This window comes from Polymorphospora sp. NPDC051019 (assembly GCF_040683055.1).
GTDB lineage: Bacteria > Actinomycetota > Actinomycetes > Mycobacteriales > Micromonosporaceae > Polymorphospora > Polymorphospora lycopeni.
The window spans coordinates 183,499-204,714 of the sequence record NZ_JBFBCH010000014.1; the positions used below are offsets into that span (position 1 = coordinate 183,499).

17 protein-coding genes and 1 tRNA gene are annotated in these 21,216 nt (G+C 71.3%); 10 read left to right on the top strand and 8 right to left on the bottom strand.

Features of this window, described 5'->3' with window-relative positions; translation table 11 throughout:
* Positions 1-24: 24 nt before the first annotated feature.
* Genes pstC through pstB form a run of 3 tightly spaced genes read left to right on the top strand, consistent with a single transcriptional unit; the run spans position 25 to position 2,871 of the window.
* Positions 25-1,005, top strand: a complete 981-nt coding sequence (gene pstC, locus AB0M79_RS23810) for a phosphate ABC transporter permease subunit PstC (protein WP_357540934.1) — start codon at positions 25-27, stop codon at positions 1,003-1,005.
* Complete coding sequence (gene pstA / locus AB0M79_RS23815; RefSeq protein WP_364217460.1) at positions 1,002-2,075, top strand: phosphate ABC transporter permease PstA; 1,074 nt, start codon at positions 1,002-1,004, stop codon at positions 2,073-2,075. The genes pstC and pstA overlap by 4 nt, the downstream gene beginning before the upstream one ends.
* A 16-nt stretch (positions 2,076-2,091) precedes the next feature.
* Entirely contained in the window at positions 2,092-2,871 is a 780-nt protein-coding gene (pstB, locus tag AB0M79_RS23820) for a phosphate ABC transporter ATP-binding protein PstB (RefSeq protein ID WP_357540930.1), read from the top strand.
* Positions 2,872-2,982: 111 nt separating this feature from the next.
* Here the strand turns inward: pstB and AB0M79_RS23825 are convergent, their stop codons facing one another.
* From AB0M79_RS23825 to AB0M79_RS23835, 3 genes are all read right to left on the bottom strand, one after another.
* A complete protein-coding gene (locus AB0M79_RS23825; RefSeq protein ID WP_364217462.1) occupies positions 2,983-4,068 on the bottom strand; it encodes a hypothetical protein in 1,086 nt (361 codons plus the stop codon).
* A gap of 89 nt (positions 4,069-4,157) precedes the next feature.
* The gene (locus AB0M79_RS23830) at positions 4,158-6,404 is read right to left on the bottom strand and encodes a hypothetical protein (RefSeq protein WP_364217464.1); all 2,247 of its coding nucleotides are present in this window, start codon (positions 6,402-6,404) and stop codon (positions 4,158-4,160) included.
* A 2-nt stretch (positions 6,405-6,406) separates the two neighbouring features.
* A tRNA-Arg gene (locus AB0M79_RS23835) sits at positions 6,407-6,478 on the bottom strand.
* Positions 6,479-6,622: 144 nt separating this feature from the next.
* Here AB0M79_RS23835 and AB0M79_RS23840 point away from each other — a divergent pair.
* On the top strand, positions 6,623-7,624 hold the full coding sequence (locus tag AB0M79_RS23840; protein ID WP_364217466.1) for a tyrosine-type recombinase/integrase: 1,002 nt from the start codon (positions 6,623-6,625) through the stop codon (positions 7,622-7,624).
* 10 nt (positions 7,625-7,634) lie between these two features.
* Here AB0M79_RS23840 and AB0M79_RS23845 read toward each other — a convergent pair whose 3' ends face one another.
* Positions 7,635-9,191: a hypothetical protein gene (locus AB0M79_RS23845; protein ID WP_364217468.1), complete on the bottom strand. Its 1,557-nt coding sequence runs from the start codon at positions 9,189-9,191 to the stop codon at positions 7,635-7,637.
* Between the two features lie 818 nt (positions 9,192-10,009).
* Between AB0M79_RS23845 and AB0M79_RS23850 the strand changes: the two genes are divergently transcribed.
* Genes AB0M79_RS23850 through AB0M79_RS23875 form a run of 6 tightly spaced genes read left to right on the top strand, consistent with a single transcriptional unit; the run spans position 10,010 to position 15,894 of the window.
* Complete coding sequence (locus AB0M79_RS23850) at positions 10,010-10,984, top strand: amidohydrolase family protein (RefSeq protein ID WP_364217470.1); 975 nt, start codon at positions 10,010-10,012, stop codon at positions 10,982-10,984.
* Positions 10,981-12,195 carry an SfnB family sulfur acquisition oxidoreductase gene (locus AB0M79_RS23855; protein WP_364217472.1) on the top strand — a complete coding sequence of 405 codons (1,215 nt, stop codon included), beginning with the start codon at positions 10,981-10,983 and terminating at the stop codon, positions 12,193-12,195. Before AB0M79_RS23850 ends, AB0M79_RS23855 begins: the two co-directional genes overlap by 4 nt.
* 25 nt (positions 12,196-12,220) lie before the next feature.
* The gene (locus AB0M79_RS23860; RefSeq protein WP_364217474.1) at positions 12,221-13,087 is read left to right on the top strand and encodes an ABC transporter permease; all 867 of its coding nucleotides are present in this window, start codon (positions 12,221-12,223) and stop codon (positions 13,085-13,087) included.
* Entirely contained in the window at positions 13,084-13,815 is a 732-nt protein-coding gene (locus tag AB0M79_RS23865) for an ABC transporter ATP-binding protein (protein WP_364217476.1), read from the top strand. Before AB0M79_RS23860 ends, AB0M79_RS23865 begins: the two co-directional genes overlap by 4 nt.
* Before the next feature lie 25 nt (positions 13,816-13,840).
* The gene (locus AB0M79_RS23870) at positions 13,841-14,830 is read left to right on the top strand and encodes an ABC transporter substrate-binding protein (RefSeq protein ID WP_364217478.1); all 990 of its coding nucleotides are present in this window, start codon (positions 13,841-13,843) and stop codon (positions 14,828-14,830) included.
* 2 nt (positions 14,831-14,832) lie between these two features.
* Positions 14,833-15,894 carry an LLM class flavin-dependent oxidoreductase gene (locus tag AB0M79_RS23875; RefSeq protein ID WP_364217480.1) on the top strand — a complete coding sequence of 354 codons (1,062 nt, stop codon included), beginning with the start codon at positions 14,833-14,835 and terminating at the stop codon, positions 15,892-15,894.
* Positions 15,895-16,084: 190 nt separating this feature from the next.
* On the opposite strand, the gene AB0M79_RS23880 is transcribed toward AB0M79_RS23875, so the two are convergent.
* The 4 genes from AB0M79_RS23880 to AB0M79_RS23895 all read right to left on the bottom strand — a co-directional run bounded on the left by AB0M79_RS23880 (position 16,085) and on the right by AB0M79_RS23895 (position 21,166).
* Positions 16,085-16,663, bottom strand: a complete 579-nt coding sequence (locus AB0M79_RS23880; RefSeq protein ID WP_364217482.1) for an RICIN domain-containing protein — start codon at positions 16,661-16,663, stop codon at positions 16,085-16,087.
* 604 nt (positions 16,664-17,267) lie between these two features.
* Positions 17,268-17,750, bottom strand: a complete 483-nt coding sequence (locus AB0M79_RS23885; protein WP_364217484.1) for an RICIN domain-containing protein — start codon at positions 17,748-17,750, stop codon at positions 17,268-17,270.
* An 845-nt stretch (positions 17,751-18,595) separates the two neighbouring features.
* Positions 18,596-20,299, bottom strand: a complete 1,704-nt coding sequence (locus AB0M79_RS23890) for an acyl-CoA dehydrogenase family protein (protein ID WP_364217486.1) — start codon at positions 20,297-20,299, stop codon at positions 18,596-18,598.
* A 207-nt stretch (positions 20,300-20,506) separates the two neighbouring features.
* On the bottom strand, positions 20,507-21,166 hold the full coding sequence (locus AB0M79_RS23895) for an RICIN domain-containing protein (protein WP_364217488.1): 660 nt from the start codon (positions 21,164-21,166) through the stop codon (positions 20,507-20,509).
* Positions 21,167-21,216 lie beyond the last annotated feature (50 nt).

Genomic DNA, 21,216 nt, shown 5'->3' on the forward strand with positions numbered 1-21,216 from the left:
AAAACGTCCGAGGAGGCGCACACCGTGACATCACCCGCCACCGCCGTGAGCGGAGCCCCCACCGGCGGGGACAAGAAGCCGGGTTGGCGCGGTTCCCGCGCCCGAGTCGGAGACCGGATCTTCGCGGGGACGGCGACCAGCGCCGGGATCATCATCCTGGTGACCCTGGCCGCCGTCGCCGCGTTCCTGCTCTTCGAGGGTTTCCCGGCACTGATCGCCGACGGCGAGGACCTGCCCGGCGGTGAAGGCTTCCTCGCCTTCGTCGGCCCGCTGCTGTTCGGCACGGTGCTGGCCGCCGTCATCGCCCTGGTCGTCGCGTTCCCGCTGTCGATCGGCATCGCCCTGTTCATCTCGCACTACGCGCCGCGGCGGATCGCGTCCGGCCTCGGCTACCTCGTCGACCTGCTCGCCGCCGTACCCAGCGTCGTCTACGGCCTGTGGGGCATCTTCTTCCTCGCCCCGGCGATGGTGCCGACCTTCGGCTGGCTCAACGACAACCTGGGCTTCCTGCCGTTCTTCGCCGGCCCGACGTCGGCGACCGGCCGCACGATGCTCACCGCCGGCCTGGTCCTCGCGGTGATGATCCTGCCGATCATGACCGCGGTCAACCGCGAGGTGTTCCTCCAGACCCCCCGCCTGCTGGAGGAGGCGTCGCTGGCCCTGGGCGCCACCCGCTGGGAGATGATCCGCCAGACCGTCCTGCCGTTCGGCCGCTCCGGCGTCGTCAGCGGCAGCATGCTCGGCCTCGGCCGGGCCCTCGGCGAGACCCTGGCCGTCGCCATGGTGCTCTCCGCCTCCAACGTCGTCTCGGTCAACCTGATCAGCTCGGTCAACAGCAGCACCATCGCCGCCAACATCGCCCTGGACTTCCCGGAGTCCAGCGGCCTGGCGGTCAACGCGCTCATCGCCTCGGGTCTGGTGCTGTTCGCCGTGACCTTCGTCGTCAACTACGCGGCGCGGGCGATCGTCGCGCGGCGCCGGGAATTCTCGGGAGCGAACGCATGACCCTGACGAAGACCACCCCGGCGGCACCGGCCGAGAAGACGGTCTCACTCACCAGCGGCAACCTGCCCCGCTGGGCGCCGTGGACGGTCGTCGCGGTCAGCGCCCTCGTCGGCGTGATCGGCTACGTGGTGCTCGACTGGGCCGCGCTGCCGTCGGCCCTCCTCGGTATCGCCCTGCTGGTGATCGCCCTGCCGGTCCTGGCGCACGTCGTCGAAGGCCCCCGCAAGGCCAAGGACCGGCTCGTCACGATCGCCGTCTCGGTCGCGTTCTCGCTGGCCATCCTGCCGCTGCTGTCGCTGCTGTGGACGGTCGCCAGCAACGGCATCGACCGGCTCGACTGGCAGTTCCTCACCAGCGACATGCGCGGCGTCGTCGGCCCCGGCGGCGGCGCCCAGCACGCCATCGTCGGCACCCTGCTGATCACCCTCGCGGCCGCCGTCATCTCGGTGCCGATCGGCGTGATGTGCGCCGTCTACCTCGTGGAGTACGGCCGCGGCCGGCTCGCCCGGGCGGTCACCCTGCTGGTCGACGTGATGACCGGTATCCCGTCGATCGTGGCCGGCCTGTTCGCCTTCGCCCTCTTCTCGATCTTCTTCGGGCCGGGCATCCGGTTCGGCATCGGCGGCGCCGTCGCGCTGTCCGTACTCATGATCCCGGTCGTGGTGCGGTCGGTCGAGGAGATGCTCAAGCTGGTGCCGAACGAGCTGCGGGAGGCGTCGTACGCCCTCGGCGTACCGAAGTGGCGGACCGTCATCAAGGTCGTGCTGCGTACGGCGGCGGCCGGCATCGCCACCGGCGTCACCATCGCCATCGCCCGCGTCATCGGCGAGACGGCCCCGCTGCTCATCATCGCCGGCAGCACCACGGTGCTGAACACCGACCTGTTCGACGGCCGGATGTCGTCGCTGCCGATCTTCACCTACTACTCGTACAGCATCCCCGGTGCCCGGGCCGAGTTCGGCGTCGAACGGGCCTGGGCGGCGGCACTCACCCTCTTCATCATCGTGATGGCGCTCAACCTGGTCGCCCGTCTCATCTCCCGCTACTTCTCCCTCTCGAACAGCCGCTGACCAGGGAAGGACTCTCATGGCAAAGCAGATCGACGTCTCGGACCTGAACATCTACTACGGATCGTTCCTGGCCGTCGAGAACGTCAACATGATGATCGAGCCGCGCTCGGTGACCGCCCTGATCGGGCCGTCCGGATGCGGCAAGTCGACCTTCCTGCGGTCACTGAACCGGATGCACGAGGTGGTGCCCGGCGGCCGGGTCACCGGCAAGGTCGCCATGGACGGCCAGGACCTCTACGGCGACGGCGTCGACCCGGTCAACGTACGCCGCCACGTCGGCATGGTCTTCCAGCGCCCGAACCCGTTCCCGACGATGTCGATCTACGACAACGTCGCCGCCGGCGTGAAGCTGAACAGCGGCCGGATGCGCAAGGCCGACCTCGACGAACTGGTCGAGAAGACGCTGCGCGGGGCGAACCTGTGGGAAGAGGTCAAGGACCGGCTCAACCGGCCCGGCTCCAGCCTCTCCGGCGGCCAGCAGCAGCGGCTGTGCATCGCCCGGGCCATCGCCGTCAAGCCGTCCGTGCTGCTGATGGACGAGCCGTGCTCGGCCCTCGACCCGATCTCCACCGTCGCGATCGAGGACCTGATGTACGAGCTGAAGAAGGAGTTCACGATCGTCATCGTGACCCACAACATGCAGCAGGCGGCCCGGGTCAGCGACCGGACCGGCTTCTTCAACATCGCCGGCACCGGCAAGCCCGGCAAGCTGATCGAGATGGACCGCACCCAGCGGATCTTCAGCAACCCGCAGGTCAAGGCGACCGAGGACTACATCACCGGCCGCTTCGGCTGACCGTCGCCGAAACCCCGACGCCCCGGCGCCAGCCTCCACCGGCCGCCGGGGCGTCGCACGTCCGGGCCGGCGGGTGGCATCACCGCAGACGGCGGCTCAGCAGCCGGCGGCTCAGCAGACGGCGTCGACGAGCAGCACCCCGACCCGGTCCGGCTCGACCAGCAGCAGGCAGCCGTAGAAGCCCTCGCCGTCCTCGTGGGCCTCGAACGGCAGACCGATCCCGTACGCCAGCAGCGGCCCGCGCCCCGGATCACCGGTCACCCGCTCGGTCGCGCAGTCGAACAACTCCCGGGTCAGCAGGGCGACCAGCCGGTCGCCGGGAAACCCCGGCTGCGGCTCGTCGTCCGGGTCGTAGTCGCCGATCCGGCCCATCGCCCACGCCGCCGACCTGGCCAGGTCGAGGTTGTGCCGCTCGAAGTCGGCCCGTACGTGCGCGAGTTCCCCCCGGCCCAGCGGCGTCGGCACCTCGTCGTCCCACCGCTCGGCGATCTGCGCCCACCGCTCGGATGCCGCCCACCAGGCCCGGAACACGGCGTCGGCGGCGGCCGGGGCGAGCCGGTCCAGGCCCAGCCCGTGCGTCTCGACCGTCGTCGTGATCTCCATCCGGTCGTTGTTCGACAGCCAGGCCAGCCCGGCCAGCACCTCGGCGACACCGCTGGTGCGGGTCGCCAGGTCGGGACGGTCGTCGACGGGTCCGGCCGGTGCCACGGTCACCCGCGTCGTACGGCCGGCGCCGCCCCGGCCGAGCAGGTGCAGTTCCCGGCCGGCCGGGAAGCCGTCCGGCTCGGCGACCACCAGCCGCAGCAGGTCGCCCGACCCGTACGCGAGCTGCCCGGCGAGATGCTCGACCAGGAGCCGGGTCCGCTCGTCGAGCGGCACCGGCCCGGCCGCGAACGTGTCGGCCAGCAGCCCGGCCACCACGGCGGCGACCTCGACGGGCGGCCGCTCCGGTGCCACGCCGGCCCCGGCCGGGACGAAGCGGTTCAGCGGCTCCGCGCCGACCGGATGCCGGCCGGGCCGGTCCGGGAACAGCCCGAACTCGGCGAGTTCGGCGGGCGATGGAACCGCCGCCCAGGCCTGCCCGACCGGGGTGGGCGCCTTCCCGAAGGCCGCGGTGACCCGCCACAGCCGGGCACCGGTGTCCGGATCGGACGGCGTCCAGCAGTCGAGCAGACGTACGGTCGCGGCCAGGGTCACCGGTGCCTCCTCGGAGCGGGCTCGACAGTGGATCTCAAGGTACCCGGCGCCGTCGCGTCCGCGCCGGATCACCGAAGCCCGGCCGGCGGCTAGCCCAGCCAGTGCCGGCCGACGGCCCAGCCGAGCAGACGCCGTCCGGAGCCGGCGGTGCCGTCCGGGCCGAAGCCGCCACCGGCGACCACGTGGCCCAGGCCGTCGAGGGCCGGGGCGAGCCGGTCACGGACGTACGGCGGCTGCCGGTACAGGTCGTCCCACAGCAGCCCGACGGCGGCGGTCGGGTCGACGCCCGGCATCGACAGGTGGAAGAGCATCTGGCGCCAGGCGTACGCGGTGTCCTTGACGGTCGGCAGCGGGCGCGGGTTGTGCTGGATCCGGGCGGTCAGCGTCGCCGCCGTGGCGAACGTACGCCGGGCCAGGTCCGGCCAGCCGGCGGCGGGGGAAACGCCGACCGTCACCAGGGTGGCGAGGTTGTGGGTGGTGAGGATCTGCGCCTGCTCGATCACCATTCCGTTCGCGGCGACCGAACACCGGCCGCCGGTGCCGGCCCGGGCCAGGCACAGCGCGTCGAACGCGGGCGAGGTGGCGGCGGCGTGCCGGCCGCGCCGGTCGACGTCGTCGATCCGGGCCAGGGCCGCGTAGTCGATGCCGTAGTAGCGCTCGTACAGGGTGCCGGCGAGCAGTTCACCGGCGATCTTGGCGGCGGTGAGGAACTTGCCGGAGAAGGTGCCCTCGAAGATGTCGGCGGCCAGCTCCTCCACCCAGGGCAGGCCGAGGCCGGCTTCGCGGGCGAGGCCGGCGAGCTGGCGCACCATCGGGTTCGGCAGCACCGTGGCCGGGAACGAGTCGAGGGTGAGCTGGCCGAGCCGGCGCAGCGCCGCGCCCGCGTCGTCGCGGGTGCCGTCGGTGGTGTGCCGGTGCCCGGCGATAGCCCGTACCCAGGGCAGTTCGTCGAACCGGACCTGGTGTTCGAGGTCGCGCAGCAGCAGCGACCGGCGGTTGCCGAAGGCGTGGTGGGTGGCGGCGACGAGAACCCGTAGGGTCTCGTCGGGGTACGCCGCCCCGGTGACGGCCGCGGCGATCCGCGGCACGAGCCGGGCCAGCACCTCGGCCGACGGTACGACGCCGGCGGCGACCAGTTCCTCGACGGTGCCGGCCCGGCCGCGGGCGACGACCCGGCGGATCGGTTCCGGAACGGCGGCGCCGGCCGGGGCATCCTGCTCGCCGGCACGGACCGGGGCGGTGCGGGCCGCGACGTCGGTGATCCCGACGTCCGGGGACAGGTCGGCCAGCCGGTCGCCGACGAGCCGGGCGAAGGCGTGGTGGGTCGGCGCGGTGCCGGTCACCGCCTGCCGGGTACGCAGGGCGGTGTGTTCCGGCGAGCCCGGCCGGCCGCGGCGGCGCAGCATCGAGTCGACGGCGTGCTGCAGCAGCCCCCGGGACCTCGGCGTCAGCCCGGCCCCGTACACCATGTCCTGCACGGCCGCGCGCAGGATGGCGAGGTTCTCCTTCTTCCGCCGGTGCTTGCCGCACCGCCGGTGCACGGTGGCGAGCCGCTCGTAGTGGTCGAGCAGGGTGGTGGCCCGGTCCCGCCACCGGTCGTCGAAGCGTACGGCGACGCGGCCGTCGACGACGGTGTCCAGCCACAACGCCAGCAGCCGGTCGGCGAACGGGTTCCAGACGGTCAGCGCCTCACGCATCGCCTCGATCCGCTCGTCGGGGCGGCGCCGGGCCAGGTTGGCGCGGACCTCGCCGGCCGTCTCCCGCCACACGACCGCCGGGTCGGGGGCCGGCACGTCGCGCGGCACCGGCGCGAACCGCAGCCGGTCGGCGTACGGGCCGATCTCGTCCAGCAGTGCCAGCGCGACCTCCCGGTCACCGGCTCCGAGCAGCCACGCCACGACCGGCAGCGCCGCCTCCTCGGGCACGTCGACCCGGTAGGTGCCGGCGCGCAGCGACGCGACCAGGTCGGCGAGCCCCGCCTCGGTCAGGTGGTGGGCGAACAGGGCACGGCGTTGGGCGGGTCGGCCGGTCCGGTCGGCGAGCGCGGTCTCGTGCGGCAGCAGCGGTCCGCCGGCCATGGCCTTGCCGGTGGCGAAGCCGCCGCGGACCACCTCGGGCGTCACCCAGGCGGGCCGGCCGGCGACCGGGGTGCGCGACCCGATGGTCAGGACGCCGTTCAGCATGCCGCGCAACACGGATTCCCACCGGTGCAGCCGCTCGTCGGCCCGCTGCCGGGTGTCGGCGTCCTCGTGCCCGATCGAGGTCGCGAACGCCTTGGCCAGCTGGGTCGTCGGGTAGCCGCTGCCGATCCGCTTCTCGTGCTCGTTGCCGTCCATCGCCAGCGTGGCGGGTGCCGCCCCCGCGCCCTCCGGGGCCGAAGCCCGGTGCTCTGCTGCTGAGCTACACGCTGTCACCGGCCGTATGGTGATCATGCCGGTCGGGCGACCATACCGGACCGCTCCGACAGACCGCACCGGCATAACGACGGCCGAGGAATGATCTCTCCGCGCGTCGCGTCGTGCCGGCCCGGCGCGGGTGCGGGAAACTGTCCGGCATGCCGGCCACCCCACCGTCCGCCCTCGTTCCGCGCGCCACCACCGTGCCGGCCCCCGGCGGCGGCGCGACCGACTTCACCGAGGCGTGGCTGCGCAACCGGCGGCTGTCCGAGCACACCCGCGACGCCTACCGGCGGGACGTCGCCGGCTGGCTCGCCTGGTGCGCGGCGCGGTCGGTGGAGCCGCTGGCGGTGACGTTCCTCGACGTCAACGCGTACGCCCGCGAGCTGGAGTCCGGTGTGGACCCGCGCAGCGGCCGGCCGGTCGCCGCGTCGACCGTGGCCCGCAAGCTGTCGGCGCTGTCGAGCTGGTACGACTTCCTGGTCAAGCTCCGCGCGCTGGACGCCAACCCGGTCACCGGCGCCGACCGGCCACGGCTCAACCGCGACCACTCGGCGACCGTCGGCCTGGCCCCGGACGAGGTCGACGCGCTGCTCGCCGCCGCCGACGCGGCGAGCGGTCCGACCGCGGCCCGCAACCGGGCCGCCGTCGCCCTGCTCGCCGACCTCGGGCTGCGGGTCGGTGAACTCGTCTCGCTCGACGTCGCCGACCTCGGCCACGAGCGGGGACACCGCAGCGTCCGGTTCGTCGGCAAGGGCGGCCGGCCGCGCCGGCGGGCGTTGACCCCGTCGACCGCGTACGCCGTCGACGCGTACCTGACCGACCGGGCGGTGACCGCCCGGGTACGGCTCGACGAGCTGACCGGCCCGCTGCTGGTGACCGCCACCGGTGGGCGGCTGGACCGGCACGCCGTCTTCCGGCTGGTCCGCAGGCTGGCGAAGGAGGCCGGCATCCCGGCCTGGTCGAGGCTGTCGCCGCACTCGCTGCGGCACGCGTTCGCGACGACCGCCCGGGCCGAGGGGGTGCCGCTGGAGGACGTCCAGGACGCGATGGGGCATGCCGACCCGCGTACGACCCGCCGCTACGACCGGGACCGGCACAACCTGGACCGGGATCCGGCGTACGCGATCTGGGCGGCGCGGGCCCGCCGCCGCACCTGAACCCGCGCCCCTACGCTCCGGACGGCGGCGTCCGGAGCAGCCAGGAGGCGGTGGCCCGGGCGCTTTCCGGCATCGTCGGGTCGTTGCCGAGGTCGGCGAGCAGGTCGTGGTGCCGGTCGGTGCCGATCCCGTAGACCAGCCCTTGCATGATCCGCTCCTGCACCTCGGTGCCGGTACGGCTGCCCTGCGCGGCCTGGGCGCCGATGACCTGTCGCCACACGTGCACCGGGAACGTGCCGGCGCAGTGCGGGGCCGCCCAGGCGGCGACGGACCGGTCCGCCGGGCTGACACCGGGGGCGGTGAGTATCTCGGCGAGCAGCGGGCGGTGGGCGTCGGTGCCCAGCGTGGTCAGCGTACGCAGGCCGGCGCCGACCGGGATGCCACCGGTCCGGCTCGACACCGAACGCCGCAGCACCGACAGCACCGCCCGGATGACCGGCGTCCGGTACGGCGTGGCCGAGATGGTCATCGTGGCGAGGAACCGGCGCTCGGTGTTCGGGCTGAACAGCAGCTCGTCGACAAGGCCGGTGAGCACGTCGTCGTCGGTCGCGGCGGCGTCGAGTTCGCGCTGGGCCTGCTGCGCGATCCGGTGGCTGACGCGCTCGTGCCCGTCCACCGGCCGGTCGGGGGAGAGGTGGCGGCCCGCCGCGAGCAGAGTGTTGCGGACCCGGGCTTCGACCCGTGGCCGCCGGCGCAGCACCGATCGGCTCAGGTAGGAGACCAGGAAGCGGTCGTCGGGGGTGAGCGTGGCGTCGTCGGCGAGGGCGGCGAGGGAGCGGGCGAGCCGGTCCTCCTGCGCGGCGTCGAAGTGTCCGGCCGGGAGCTTGCGGATCGTGGCCAGCATCGCCGCGTGCTGGGAGCGGGGGCCGCCGGGGGCGTCGAGCTGACCGAGCAGATAGTCGTTCGCCGGGCGCTGCGCGGTCGTGTCCAGCAACGCGATCGGCTCGACGAAGGCGGTGGAGCCCGGCATCCGGGCGAAGTCCACACAGGTCGTGGCGACGAACCGGCCGGCGACCGGGTGTTCGAGCAGCCGGCACATCGCCTCCTGGCGCAGCAGCCAGGCCGGTCCCTCGGACACCATCAGCTCGGGCAGCAACCGTTCGGCGAGCCGCTGCCAGATCGTCTCGGGAAACAGCACGAGCGCCGGATGGCCGGACACGAGCTTGGCGAGTTCGATCCAGCTCTGCCCGGTCATGTCGCCGGGATGTTCGGCCCGGTGCAGAAGTTCGTAGAGCCGGTCCTCGTCCGGGCGCGGCAGCGCGCCCGGCTGGTTGCGGTCGGCGGGCCGCGGGACCGAGAAGTACCGCATGATCAGGTCGGTCACCACGACGAGGGAGTCGGCCGGCAGGCCGAGCAGACGCTCGTAGCGGGCGACGACGGTCCGCGAAGCGGCAAGCTGCCCGCTCTCCCAACGCGTCACGTGCGACGGAGCCAGTTCGCGGGTCGGCTCCTCGGCCCGGAACGCGGCGGCGAAGTTCCGCCCCACCCGCAGCCCGGGGTCGGGCCCCAGCCGCCGGTTGACCCGGAGCAACCAGCCGACCTGCCGAGCGGCGACCGAGGGTGACATTCCGCCAGCGTCGAGTAATCGTTTGATCCAGTCAACCCGACGAATGTCCACTCGGGACGGCGGCTGCGTCGGTTCGTCGCCACGCTTCGGGGCGACCCGGTAGCTGTTCCGCTCCACAGCGAATTCGCTGTGGATACGCCGAATTCGCTGTGAGCCGCGACAGCAACACCCCGCCGGGTCGGGGCGTCAAGCCAGGAGTCGACGCAGGATCGGCGCGACCGCCGCGACGACCGCCCGCTCGTCCGGCTGGTGGACGGCCCAGTTGAGCGCACCGAACGCCACGACGGGTGGCCCCGATGCCGCCGCGGCGAGGAGATCGGCTTCGGGCAGGGTGGCCAGGCGGGTGCGGTCGCATCGGCCACCGTGATCGTCTGCGGTTCAGGCGGTGGCCGTACGGCTCGTCGACCGCCTGGGCAGCAGACGATCATGGCGTGTCCGCAATGGCGGAGACCGGGGCGCCACGGGTGGATTCGCTGGTCAGCGTACGGGTGGGCGTCCCGTATCGTGGACGCTTTCTTGTTAATTCCTATGGGATGAGTAGGGTTAGTTTCGTGATCAAGAAGCAGTGCACCGCCACCCTGTGTCGGGCCTAGCCAGCCACCCGCCGGCCTGACCTCCTCGGCCGGCGCCTTCCGTTCCGGTGCTCTCGAAGGGTGCCGCACCGTTCGGGCGCGTCCCCACCCCGGGCCGCCCCGACTCCGGGCATCCCGGCCCGCCCGTTCCGGTGCCCGCGGATCGCCTGTCCCACGACCTGGAACCGCGCCCACCGGCCATCGACCAACGGTCGTATTCCCACCGCTCACAGAGGTCAGATCAGCATGCCCGACACCGCCCAGCCGGCGATCGTGGACTTCCACGTCCACTACGTCGACCCCGCCCACCCGCCCGCCCTCTGGGCCAACGCCCGACCCGAGATCGCCAAGCTGCGCGAGCGGACCGTACGCCGGATCGTCGACATCGACGACGTGCTGGCATCGGCGGCGGCCGGCTCGATCGCGACCCGGGTCCTCAACGCCCCGCCGTCGCTGGTCGCCCCCGCCGGCACCACCTTGCCGCCGGCGACCGTACGGGCGATCAACGACCACCTCGCCGGGCAGGTCGCCGCCCATCCCGGCCGGCTGCTCGGGCTGGCCACCATCGATGCCTGGCAGGGTGAGGCCGCCGCCGACGAACTCCGCCGCGCGGTCACCGAACTCGGCCTGTCCGGCGCGGTCCTCGACGCCGCCGCCGAGGGCGGCGACCGGCTGCTCGACGACCCGGCCGCGTTCCCGACGCTGCGCACCGCCGCGGAACTCGGCGTACCGGTCTTCGTGCACCCGATCAACCCGCGCGGCCTCACCGAGCAACTCGAAGGCGTCGGCCGCGCCGGCACCCTGCTCGCCCGGGGCACGATCGACGCGGGCAGCCTGCTGGCCCTGCTCAACTCGACCGTCCTGGACGACCTGCCCGGGCTGCGGGTCGTCATCCCGCTGATCGGCGCCCCGGCGCTGCTGATCGGCACCTTCACCGGCCTGGTGGAGCGGATCAGCCGGCACGCGCCCGACCACCTGCGCCGGCATGTGTACGTCGACACGATGGGCTTCGACCCGGCCAGCATCCGCTACCTGGTCGACGTCGTCGGCGCCGACCACGTACTCGTCGGGTCGGACTCGCCGATCGTCGCCGAGTCGATCGACCGCGACGGCGTCCTCGCCGCGCTCGCCGCCGCCGGCCTGGACGAGGCCGGTGTGGCGGCCGTCGCCGGCGGCAACGCCCGCCGCCTGCTCGGCGTACCCGAGACGGTGCCGGCATGACCACGCGGGCCGACACCAGACCGTCCGCCGTCATCACCGACGGGACCGAGGCGATACGCGTCGCCACCGAGCTGGCCCGGCGGTTCGCGCCCGGTGCCCGGGAACGCGACCGGGACCGCGTGGTACCGCGCGCCGAACTGGAACGGATCGCCCGGTCCGGGCTGCTCGGCATCACCGTGCCGCGCGACGCCGGTGGCGCCCAGGTGAGCCACCGCGTGCTCGCCGACGTCTTCCGGATCCTGGCCGTCGCCGACGCCTCCATCAGCCAGGTGCTCCAGAACCACTTCGTCTTCGTACGGGTGCTCAAGGACCGGGGCACCCCGGCCCAGCGGGAGTTCTTCCACGCCGAACTGCTGCGCGGCGCCCGCTTCGGCAACGCGATGGCCGAGCGGGGCGTCGACCGGCGCAAGGGCGAGACCAGCACGTCGCTGCGCCGCCTCGACGGCACGACCGACCTGGTGCTGAACGGCCGCAAGTACTACACGACCGGCGCCGCCACCGCCGACTGGGTGCCGGTGAAGACGAAGGACCCCGACGGCGGCGACGCCGTCGCCTTCGTGGAACAGGGCAGCCCCGGCCTGTCGTTCGGCGGCGACTGGTCGGCCCTCGGCCAGCGCGGCACGCACAGCGGCACCACCCTGCTCACCGACGTACGGGTGCCGGCGGACCGGGTCGTCGCCTGGCCGTACAGCGCCGACGAGCTGCGTACGGCCGGCGCTGCCGGGCAACTGCTGCACGCGGCGATCGACGTCGGCATCGCCGAGGGAGCACTGGCCGCCGCGGCCGAGTACGTCCGGACCCGTACCCGGGCCTATGCCGACAGTCCCTGGGACCGGGCCGCCGACGAACACCACCTGATCAACGACGTCGGTCGGCAGGCGGTGCAGGTACGGGCGGCCCGGGCACTGCTGGAACGGGCCGCCGACGCGGTCGACGACGCCGAGGCCGACCCGGTCCTCGACCCCGACAGGGTCGCCGAGGCGTCGCTGTCGGTCGCCGCCGCCCGGGCGTTCACCGCCGAGACCGCGGTGACCACGGCCAGCGAACTGTTCTCGTACGCCGGCACCAGCGCCACCGACGAGGAACACGGCCTGGACCGGTTCTGGCGCGACGCCCGCACCCACACCCTGCACGACCCGACCCGCTGGAAGTACCACCACATCGGCAACCACGTCCTCAATGGCGTCGCACCGCGCGGGCCGCTGCTGTGAACACCGTACGAAGGGATGATCCGCGATGACCGCGACAGTCCTGTCCACCCCGGACGGGTCGGTCGGACCCGCCCCACGACCACGGGCCCCGGAGGGCAAGGCCCCCAGAAGGACGGGCTCGCTGCGCCGCCGCGTCCTCAAGTCCGGCCGGCGGGTGCTGGTGCCAGTGCTTCTCGTCGCCGTGTGGCAGCTCGCGTCCAGCGTCGGCTGGCTCGACCCGACGACGTTCGCCAGCCCCGGCATGGTATGGGACCGGTTCGTCGAGTTCGCCGCCAGCGGCGTACTGGCCGACAACGTGCTCGCCTCCCTGCGCCGGGTGGTCCTCGGGCTGCTGATCGGCGTCGCGGTCGGGATCGTGCTCGGGCTCGCCACCGGCCTGTCCCGGGTCGCCGACGAACTCGTCGACCCGCCGCTGCAGATGCTGCGCGCCGTACCGACGCTCGGCCTGATGCCGCTGCTGCTGCTCTGGCTCGGCATCGACGAGGCGCTGAAGGTCGGCCTGGTCGCGATCGGCGTGATCTTCCCGATCTACCTGAACTTCAGCAAGGGCATCCGCTCGGTCGACCCCCGGTTCCGCGAACTCGCGCAGAGCTGCGGCGCCTCCCGGTGGACGGTGATCCGGCACATCATCCTGCCCGGGGCGCTGCCGCACCTGCTGATCGGGCTGCGGTTCTCGCTCGCGATCGCCTGGCTCAGCCTGGTCTTCGGCGAGACCGTCGCCGCCGACTCCGGCATCGGCTACATGCTGACCCGCGCCAAGGATTTCCTGCAGACCGACACGATCGTGCTCTGCCTGGCGCTGTACGCGCTGCTCGGCCTGGCGATCGAGAGCCTGGTCCGGGTCATCGAGTGGAAGACCCTGTCCTGGCGCCGAGAGTTCGTGGACTCATGAGCGAGCGGATCGGTATCTCCGTACGCGGGCTGCGTAAGCACTACGGCAGCCGGCTCATTCTCGACACCGTCGACCTGGCGGTACGCCGGGGCGAGTTCCTGGTCATCGTCGGCGAGAGCGGCGGCGGCAAGAGCACCCTGCTGCGCGCCCTGGCCGCGCTCGACACCGACCACGAGGGCGAGGTCGTCGTCGAACAGCCGGTCGCGGTCGGCTTCCAGGACGCCCGGCTGCTGCCGTGGCGCACGGTGTGGGAGAACGTCGTCTTCGGGCTGCCGGGCAGCCGGTCGGCGCTGCGCCGGCAGGCCGTCGAGGTGCTGGCCGAGGTCGGCCTTGAAGCCCGCGCCGACGTCTGGCCGAACACCCTGTCCGGCGGCGAGGCGCAGCGCACCGCCCTGGCCCGCGCCCTGGTCCGGCGGCCTGCCGTACTGCTGCTCGACGAGCCGTTCGGCGCTCTCGACGCGCTGACCCGGCTGCGGATGCAGGCCCTGGTGCACTCGCTGTGGAAGGCGCACGGCTTCACCACCGTCCTGGTCACCCACGACGTCGACGAGGCGATCGTGCTCGCCGACCGGATCCTCGTGCTGACCGACGGCCGGCTCGCCGACGAGATCAGACCCGACTTCGCCGGTGCCCGTACCCGCGAGGACCCCGGCTTCGAACGGACCCGGCTGCGGATCCTCGAACAACTCGGGGCCGCCCCCTACGAAACCGAACTCGGCCGGCACTGACCGGCACGGATACGAAAGGCACGTCATGTTCACGCGCAGTTCCCGGCGGGCGACCATCGCCGCCACCACCGCTCTCGCCGCCGCGCTCGCCGTGGCCGGCTGCGGCGGGGGCGGCGACGACGCGGCCGCCGCCGACGGCACCGTCTCGCTCACCCTGGTCACCACCGACCTGTACGGCTACACCCCGCTGTTCGAGGCGAAGGACCTCCAGGTGCCAGGGGTGAAGATCACGTACCGGGAGTTCGCCAACTCGGTCGAACTGAACTCCGCGATGGAGGCCGGCCAGATCGACATCTCCGACACCGGCGACATCGGACCGATCAACGCCGCCGCGTCCGGCAGCCGGCAGAAGGTGATCGGCTGCACGAAGCCCAACGACCAGAACATCAAGTACATCGTGCGCCGCGACTCTGGCATCACCTCCTTCGCCGACCTGCGCGGCAAGCGGGTCGGGATGCCGATCCGGTCCAACCACGGCCTGCTCTACGAGCGGCTGCTGAAGAAGAACAACCTGACCGACAACGACGTGAAGGCCGTCAACATCTCCGGTGCCGACGGCGTCAACGCCCTGGTCAAGGGCGACATCGAGGCGTACTCGGCGAACGCGCCCGGCTCGCCGGACATTCTGGAGCGCTTCCCGGACCTGGTCGAGATCGACGGGATCGCCGGCACCGTCAACAACCTGTACTGCCTGCGGGTCAGCCCGCAGGCGTACGAGAAGAAGCACGAGGCGTTGCGGGCGTTCTTCCGGGCGGCGGCCGAGCTGGGACTGTGGGCCTCGCAGCACCCGGACGAGGCGGCCGAACTGGTCAAGCCGCACGTCGACTACAGCCTGGCGACCCTGTCCACCACCTTCAAGATCAGTGGGGCGGGCTACCAGCCGATCGACGACGCGTTCCTGGTGCAGCAGCAGGCGTTCGCCGACGAACTGCTCGACGTCGAGTTCATCGAGAAGCCCGTCGACGTGAAGCAGATCTTCGTCGGCGACTTCAACGACGAACTCCCGAAGGGCTGACCATGAGCACCTCACCGCGCCTGGGGGTGTGGACCCCGATCAGCGGCAACTGGGCCGTACGCGACCACCCCGACGAGCACCTCGACGGCAGCTACGCCGACAACCGGCGTACGGTCGTCGACGCCGAACGCCTCGGCTACGACACCACCCTCATCGCCCAGCACACCATTAACCCCGGCGACGACGGCGGCGACGTCATCGACACCTGGACCACGGCGGCGGCGATCGCCGAGGCCACCTCCCGCATCGAGATCATCGCCGCGATCAAGCCGTTCCTCTACAACCCCGGCGTGCTGGCGAAGATGGCGACCCAGATCGGCCACATCAGCCGGGGCCGGTTCGCGATCAACCTGGTGTCCGGCTGGTTCCTGCCCGAGATCACCAAACTCGGCCTGCCGTTGATCGACCACGACCGTCGCTACGACTACTCCCGCGAATGGCTCTCCATCGTGGAGCAGGCGTGGGGGGAGGGCCCGGTGACGTTCGCCGGCGACCACCTGCGGGCCGAGGAGCTGCGGCTGCGGCCGCGGCCGTACGGCGACACCCCGCCGGTGGTCTACTTCGGCGGCGAGTCGGAGCCGGCCCGGGTGCTGGCCGCCGAGGCCGCCGACGTGTTCCTGATCAACGGCCGGCCGTTGGACGGGCCGGACGGGGTGAAGGCCATCATCGCCGACCTGCTGTCCCGCCCCCGGCCGTACCGTGACCCGCTGCGGTTCGGGCTGACCAGCTTCCTGATCGCCCGGCCGACGCAGGAGGAGGCGGACGAGGAGTTCGAGAAGCTGTGGCGGCTCACGCAGGCGCAGCGCAAGCCGATCGCGGGCGCCGACCCGGCCCGGGTGATGGGCCGCAACGCGGTCGGGGTGGCCAGCGTCGGCACCAACGGGGGGACGCTGTCCGGACTGGTCGGCAGCTATGCCCAGATCGCCGACCGGATCAGCGGCTTCGTCGACGCGGGCGTGGACACGTTCCTGTTCCAGTTCCAGCCGCACTTCGCCGAGATGGAACGCTTCGCCACCGAGGTCGCCCCGCTGCTGCGGTCCCGCCACGGCACCCCGGCGGGCTGAACGGACGGCACGGGTTGATCGTCTGCGGTTCAGGCCTGCGACACGCCGTGCCGACAACGCCTGAACCGCAGACGATCATGGCGCACTCCCGCTCTTGACAGGTCGGGCCAGGGCGTCGAATTCACGGAGAATCCAATTCATTCACGTTCACGCACGATTGGCGTGTGCGGCGAATGAGGCCGGCGTCACATCACCACAGCAGTTGCCACCAATGGTCGTCCGCCGCCAGGCAGTCGTAAATGGCGAGCGCCGCACCATTGCCACCGGTGCCCAGTCCCACGACGTCGACGCACCGGTCACCCTTGACATTCCTGATCCACTCGTCCTCGTAATAGAAGAGCTGGTTGTCATTGGGGCTGGGCATACAGGTGCGCTGGATCAGCGCCGTCCCGTTCGCGGGCGCGCCGGTGCCAGGCAGATCCAAACACAGTCCGCTCTTCGCGTTTCGGAGGGAGAAACTGGAGAAGCCAGGACGGTAGTCCAGGTACCACTGCTGGGTGTCCGCTTCGCTGTTGTCGCAGGTGGCCTGGATGACAGCGGACCCGGGGCCGCTGGCTCCGGGGCCGGCGAGGTCCATGCACCTGCCCGTCACAGGATTGTAGAGGTTGAAGGGGCCGGCAGATGTTGCGTCGATAGTCGAATTGCTTCTTGCGGCGGGTTGCGCCGGTGTGGAAGAATTCGGGGAGTCGGGTTTGGTGACGGTCGAGAGTCCGAGAGCGGCTATCGCCAGCAACGACGTCGTGGCAGCGATCTTCCAGGCATTTCTCACGGGTGTCGCCTCCCCGCTTTTGTGCCGATGGGCGCATAGATAGTGCTGATGCGGGAGATGTGGCTACTGTTGTAGCCATCAATAGGTTATCCGCATACGCAAGTCCGGTACAAGGCTTGAGTTTGCCCTGAATGCGTGCAGCGACCGGACAGCACAAAATTGGGGCGCCACGGTAAACACGGCCCTGCCCGCAGGTACACCTCCGGGCTCAGGACAGCAGCTCAAGCTGCGCGTGGACGCCGACCGCGGCGTCCACGCCGCGCAGTCAACGCCGTGCCCGAGCCGGGCCGCCATCTCGGCATCCTCGGCCAGTAGATGCCTGCGGTCTCCGGCGGGGAGAGACGGACCGTGACGCGGTCGGGGTGGCAGCAATGGTGTTCGGTACCTGTACGACGCCTCAGAACTGGTCGTAGCCGATGACACGAGTGAACCTCAGCAACGGCTGACGTCCTGATTGCTGAGCCGTGCGGCGCCTGCCAGCGCGCCACCCGTCGCCGCCAGTGCCGACGTTCGACCAGCAGGGCACCAGCAACACATCGAAGGTTCGTGGTGCAGCAACAGCGACCTGCCTGGGGAATTCCCCAGGCAGGTCGTGACCGTTCAATCAGACGGGTATGTGGTTCCAGTAGTGGTCGTCGTCATCCAGGCACCCATACATGACCAGGCCAGCACTGTTGCCGCCGGTTCCAGGGCCGACGACGTCGATGCACTTGACGCTCTTGTCGTTGATGATCTGGTAACCTCCCGCCGCTGGCACCCACCACAGGCGGAAGAGTTGGTTGTCACTCGGGCCCGGGAAGCACTGATACTGCCTCAGCGCGGAGCCGTTACTTATCGAACCCGAAACGCCAGGCGGATCGATACACAGTCCGTCCTTCACGTTGCTGATGGTGAACCTTTCGGGGTCCCATAGATTCATCTGCCATAGTTGGTTGTCGGCGCTGGTGTAGTTGCACGTGTACTGGATCACATAGCCACCTGTCGAGCCGGCTCCAGTACCGACAAGATCCATACACTTCCCTGTTACGAGGTTCTCGAAAACCCACGGGCCGCTCGCCGCGAAAGCCGCCAACTCTGCTCCGGTCACCGCTCTCTTCGAGAGTGACCCGCTCGCAGGCGGCGAGCCTGGCTCGGCATACGCCGGAGCCTCGAGAGCCAACATTGACAGACTGGTTACCGCAATAACCATAAGCCGACGAAACCGATTCACATGTACCTCCTGACGGCCATGCCTCGAAAGGCTTTGCGTGGAGTGATTGCATGACCAGGGCGGCACCGTTGCCACCCGTGCCCGGCCCGACCACGTCGATGCACTTGCCGCCCGCGACGTACTGGATGATGAAATCGCCCGACAGTCCAGGGGTGACACCGACGGGATCCATGCATTTCGTGGTGGTCACGTTGTAGAAGTAGACTGCCGTCGCGGCCAACGGCGCGCCAATCAATGGGCTATCCAGTGCGATCCCCGGAGAGGTGGGTCGAGGACTTCTGCGAATGGCAAGTTCTTACATTCTGCGCACGTAACTCCTCTCCATGGGCATAGTGACAGGTGTCCCGCATCTGGGTCGCGGGGATCTGGATGGATTGCTACAGGCGCCGGTAAGACCCTTCGTTCACACAAAGGGCCTGCGCGGCGTTTGTCGGTCAGTGTGGAGGGGGGTTCGACTTGCCTCCACGCCGCATTCGTGCCGCGCGTGGAGGTTGTCAAGGTCGGTGGATTCGCGTCGCCAGCAGAAAGGTTGGGAACTGGCCGGGCCTCGTCTCGATGCTCCGGATACCTCAGTTGTGTGCTCGGAAGATAAGCGGCGCCGAATCAGTTCCTTGCGCTGCGTGACAGTCTAACAACCACCTGTCATCAAAACAATCATTGACGGTCGGCAATAGCTGGATCGTGTCCGCTGCCGCTGAGCCCGACCACGACCTGCGGCGACGTCAAACCACCACATCAAGATGGTGGTGAGCGTCGATCGCGATGTCGTCGCCGCGCAGCCAGCGCCGGGCCCACAGCCGGACCGCCACCTCGGCCTGCTCGTCGCCCCAGTCGGCCTGCTCGACCAGCAGCGCCGTGGTCAGCGCGTACGCCATCCGCAGCGCCAGCCCGCGCGCCCCGGCGACCACCTGGGCGGCCGTCGGGTCGGCGGCGACGTCGGCCAGCGCCTCGCGTAGCCGGGCGGTCGCCCCGGCGAGGAGGTCGGCGACCAGCGGCGACCGGGTACGGGCCACGTCGGCGGCGGCGTCGAGCCGGCGCAGGAGCGGCGGGGCCGCGTCCTCGCGGGTGACGGCACGCAGCACGTCCAGGGCGAGAACGTTGGTCGTGCCCTCCCAGATCGGCAGCACCTGGGCGTCCCGCAGCAGCCGGGGCACTCCGGTGTCCTCGACGTAGCCGGCGCCACCGAACGCCTCCACGTACTCGCTGGCCGCCGCGGCGGCGAGCCGACCGGTGGCGAGCTTGGCCAGCGGAGCGACGAGACGCAGCTCGGCGGCGGCGTCCGGGTCGGCGCCGATCTCGACCCGGCCGAGCAGCGCGAACGTGTGGCCGGTGAGGACGAACGCGCCGGCGGTGTCGACGGCGAGCGTGCCCAGGGTGGCGCGGTGCAGCGGCGAGTCGGCGAGCCGCCCGCCGGCGATCTGCCGGGCCCCGGCGTAGGCGAGGGCGTACGCTAGGCCGCGGCGCATGCCGCTCGCGGCGGCCGACGCGTTGTGTACCCGGGTGACCACGACCAGGGTCATCGCCCGGACCAGGCCCGGCTGGCCGGGGTCGCCGACCGGCAGCGCGTACGCGTCGTGCAGGCCGATCTCGGCCGTCGGCAGCGCCCGTGTGCCGAGCTTGTCCTTCAGCCGGTGCACGGTCACCCCGGGCGCCGGCATGGCCGGACCGGCGCCGGCCCCGAGCGGAGAGTCGGCGGCGTAGCGGGGCACCAGGTACGGGGCGAGGACCCGGCTGCCGCGCCCGGCCCCCTCCGGTCGGGCCAACGCGATCGCCATCGCCGAGTCGGCGGCGGAGCAGAACCACTTCTCGCCGGTGAGCCGCCAGCTTCCGTCCCCGGCCGGGCGGGCGGTGGTGGTCGAGCGGGCCAGGTCGGAGCCGCCCTGCGCCTCGGTCATCCACTGCCCGCTGGTGATCGCGGTGTCCGGGTCGGTGCTGATCAGCCGGGGCAGCCAGGCGTCGCGTACGGCCGGATCCACATCCGGGCGGGACAGCAGCGCCGCCGCCCCGTCGGCCATCGCCACCGGGCACGAGAACGTCGCGGACTCCGGGGCGTACAGGTGCAGTAGGGCGTGCTGGACCACCCGGGCGGCCGCACCCCAGGTGGCGCGGGCCTCGGCCTGATACGGCAGCGCGACGACAGCGTGCCGGGCGGCGGCGGCCCGCTGCGCCTGCCAGCCGGCGCTGGTGTCGATCCGGTCGACGCGGGCGCCCCAGCCGTCGTAGCGGACCAGGGTCGGCGGGTGGTTCTCGGCGTCGTGGTGCGCGGCCCGAAGCGGCCCGTCGACCTCGGCGGCGAGGGCGGCCAGCCGGTCCTTGGCGGCGGCGTGGCCGGCCGGTCCGAGGTGCCGCTCCAGCCAGGAGTTGAGCTGCCGGTCGCCGGCGTACGGGTCGGCCGGTGGGGGCGCGGGCTGGACGTGGCGGGCCATCGATGGACTCCTCGGCGTCGGCGGCGGGGATGTGCCCGACGGTAGACCACCGGGCCGGTCATCGACAGCGGTGCGGCGCGAATGGCGGGCAGCACGATCGGCCCGAACCGGTGCCGGTTCGGGCCGATCGGTGGGAAGAGGCGCGGTGCTGGCCGAGTCGGTGTCAGCCGGTCACCATCGCGCTCTCAATACTGCGACGAATTCGTGTCAGGAAGTGGCTGGCTGCTGCGCCCGGAAACTGGTGGGCCACCAGTCCCATTCCTGGTCGTCGTTGTCGATGCAGTTGTACACGACCAGCGCGGTGCCGTTTCCACCGGTGCCGGGGCCGACAACATCGATGCATTTGTTGCTGACGACGTTCAGGAGCTTGCCGTCCCCGTACCACTGGAACATCTGATTGTCAGTGGGGCCGGGCCGGCAGGTGTACTGGATCAGCGCGGTTCCGTTCGCGGCCGCACCGGGGCCCGGCAGGTCGAGACACAGGCCACTTTTCTCGTTGCGGATGCTGAATGTGACGCCGCCGGCGTAGATGTCGGCGTACCACCGCTGGTTGTCGGCGGTGCTGGAGTTGCAGGTGTACTGGATGACCGGGTCGCCGAGGGCGCCGGCGCCCGTACCGACCAGGTCCATGCACTTGTCGGTGCGCCTGTTGTGGAACTGGGCTGGCCCGTCCGCTGCCATGGCGGCGAGTTCGGTGGCGGTCACCGATCCGGACGGTGCGGATTTCGAGGGGCCGGCGGAATCGGGCTCGGCCTGGGCCGGGCTGGCGATACTAAGTGCCATCACGCCGATCAGCGCAGCAATTGAAAGACTGCGGAACTTTCGCACGTTCACTGCCTCCCGTATGGCAGGGACACCTGTAGGCATCCACTGCCAAGCAGTCGTGTGGGATGAAAGAATTTCCGATTGGCCGCGCA

Excerpts from the sequence above, each read along its gene's own strand:
- AB0M79_RS23875 (WP_364217480.1), top strand. The coding sequence starts at position 14,833 with ATGAGCACCTCACCGCGCCTGGGGGTGTGGACCCCGATCAGCGGCAAC.
- AB0M79_RS23870 (WP_364217478.1), top strand. The coding sequence starts at position 13,841 with ATGTTCACGCGCAGTTCCCGGCGGGCGACCATCGCCGCCACCACCGCT.
- AB0M79_RS23845 (WP_364217468.1), bottom strand. The coding sequence starts at position 9,191 with ATGTCACCCTCGGTCGCCGCTCGGCAGGTCGGCTGGTTGCTCCGGGTC.
- AB0M79_RS23865 (WP_364217476.1), top strand. The coding sequence starts at position 13,084 with ATGAGCGAGCGGATCGGTATCTCCGTACGCGGGCTGCGTAAGCACTAC.
- AB0M79_RS23840 (WP_364217466.1), top strand. The coding sequence starts at position 6,623 with ATGCCGGCCACCCCACCGTCCGCCCTCGTTCCGCGCGCCACCACCGTG.
- pstA (WP_364217460.1), top strand. The coding sequence starts at position 1,002 with ATGACCCTGACGAAGACCACCCCGGCGGCACCGGCCGAGAAGACGGTC.
- pstB (WP_357540930.1), top strand. The coding sequence starts at position 2,092 with ATGGCAAAGCAGATCGACGTCTCGGACCTGAACATCTACTACGGATCG.
- AB0M79_RS23895 (WP_364217488.1), bottom strand. The coding sequence starts at position 21,166 with ATGCCTACAGGTGTCCCTGCCATACGGGAGGCAGTGAACGTGCGAAAG.
- AB0M79_RS23855 (WP_364217472.1), top strand. The coding sequence starts at position 10,981 with ATGACCACGCGGGCCGACACCAGACCGTCCGCCGTCATCACCGACGGG.
- AB0M79_RS23850 (WP_364217470.1), top strand. The coding sequence starts at position 10,010 with ATGCCCGACACCGCCCAGCCGGCGATCGTGGACTTCCACGTCCACTAC.
- AB0M79_RS23860 (WP_364217474.1), top strand. The coding sequence starts at position 12,221 with ATGACCGCGACAGTCCTGTCCACCCCGGACGGGTCGGTCGGACCCGCC.
- AB0M79_RS23890 (WP_364217486.1), bottom strand. The coding sequence starts at position 20,299 with ATGGCCCGCCACGTCCAGCCCGCGCCCCCACCGGCCGACCCGTACGCC.
- AB0M79_RS23830 (WP_364217464.1), bottom strand. The coding sequence starts at position 6,404 with ATGGACGGCAACGAGCACGAGAAGCGGATCGGCAGCGGCTACCCGACG.